General features: G+C 79.8%; 1 pseudogene. It reads right to left on the bottom strand.

Annotated features, from left to right (window positions below):
- A pseudogene (locus tag PYV61_RS25100) lies at nucleotides 1-1,643 on the bottom strand (hypothetical protein); the annotation flags it as partial.

The raw sequence follows: 1,643 nt of genomic DNA, 5'->3' as shown, positions 1-1,643 counted from the left end.
GTCGGGGGCGCCCGGGCCGCCCGCGCGCTCCTCGCCGACGAACGCCAGCGCGGCGGCGCGCAGCGCGCCGACGGGACGGTCGAGCTGGCGCGCCGCGAGCCCGCTCAGCCAGAGCGCGGCCAGCGCGCCGCCCATCACCGTCAGCGCGACGAGGAAGCCGAGGTCGCGCCGGCGCTGCGCGAGCACGACGTCGTCGTCGCGGGCGGGGGCTGCGAACACCACGCGCTCGTCGGGGGTCGCGAGCGCGGCGCGGAAGCCGACCAGCGTGCCGGCGTCGCCGACGCGCAGCTCCTCGGTGTCGTCCACCTCGTCGCCGACGCCGACGGTGAGCATCAGCGCCGGCGGCAGCAGCCGGCCGAACGGCGCCAGCGCGACCACCGCCGGGTCGCTCGCGCGCACCAGCACCCCGCGCTCGTAGACCAGCAGCGGCGTGCCGAGGCGGGTCGCGAGCGCGCCGAGGGCGGGGTCACCGACCGCGGTGTCGGCGGTCGCCGTGGCGCGCAGCGTCTCGCGGACCAGCAGCTCGCGCGACTGGCGGTCGCCGGCCTGCAGCTGCCGGTAGGACCATACGGCGAACGCGCTCGTCGGGACGGCGAAGAAGGCGAACAGCGCCAGCGTCAGGCGCGCGCGGTAGCTCCGCCGCCACGCGCCGCGCCACCACCGCCACCAGCGCGGGGCGTCGCCGTCGGCGAGCGCGGGGAGCGCCCACAGCACGCCCACCAGCAGCAGGTCGAGCAGCACGAGCAGCGCGCCGCGCTGCACGAGCACCGCGAACGGGCGCAGCTCGATCTCGGCGTGCGCGCGCGTCCAGCCGTCGGGGAGCGGGACCAGCCAGTCGCCGTGGATCTCGGACCCCTCGCGCGTCCACCGCGGGCTGACCGACTCGACGCCCGCGGCCTCGGCGGCGCGGCGCGGGCTCGCGTCGGGGCGGGCCACGCGACCGAGCAGCGACAGCGTGTACGGCGGGTCGCCGGCCGGCGGGCGCGGGAGGCCGAGCAGCGTAGCCACCGGGCTCTCGGGGAAGAGGCGGGTGCGCGGGTAGACGAGCACCGTCGTCACCCCGCCGCCGGGGTGCGGGACGGCCAGCACGGGCGCGACCCCCTGCTCCACCGCGACCACGCGCACCACCGAGCGCCCCTCCTCGCGCGCGGCGGCGACGGCGGCGCGCAGCAGCACCGTGTCCACCGGCCAGGTGGCGGTGGCGACGGTGGCGACGACCGAGTCCGAGAACGCGCCGCCCGACGGCGCGCCGGCCGCGACGCCGGGGACCCAGCTCGCCAGCGCCACGGGAAAGCCGGCGGCGGCGAGCGGCGACTCGGCGAAGCGCCGCAGCAGGTCGCCCGGCGCGTACGGCGCCACGCGCAGCGCCGCCTCGGGGGCGAGCGACCGCCCGAGCCGCTCGAGCAGGAAGAGCGCGTCGGGGTCGGGGATCGCCAGCCCCTGCACGTCGCGGAGCGCGAGGTCGACGCGCTTGCGGGCGGTCGCGCTCCACACGAGCGTCGAGGCGCCGAGCCCCGCGACCGCCGCGGCGGCGTCGAGCACCGCGCGCGTGCGCCGCGTGAGCGCGAGCGCGAGCACGGCGGCGATCCAGAGCGCGGCGTACCAGCGCGGCCACCCGGCCGGCGCCGCCCACAGCGCCGGGC

Source organism: Roseisolibacter sp. H3M3-2, assembly GCF_029211165.1.
Lineage (GTDB): Bacteria > Gemmatimonadota > Gemmatimonadetes > Gemmatimonadales > Gemmatimonadaceae > Roseisolibacter.
The sequence above is the reverse complement of the archived record's forward strand: the minus strand, read 5'-3'. Positions and strand labels throughout refer to the sequence as shown.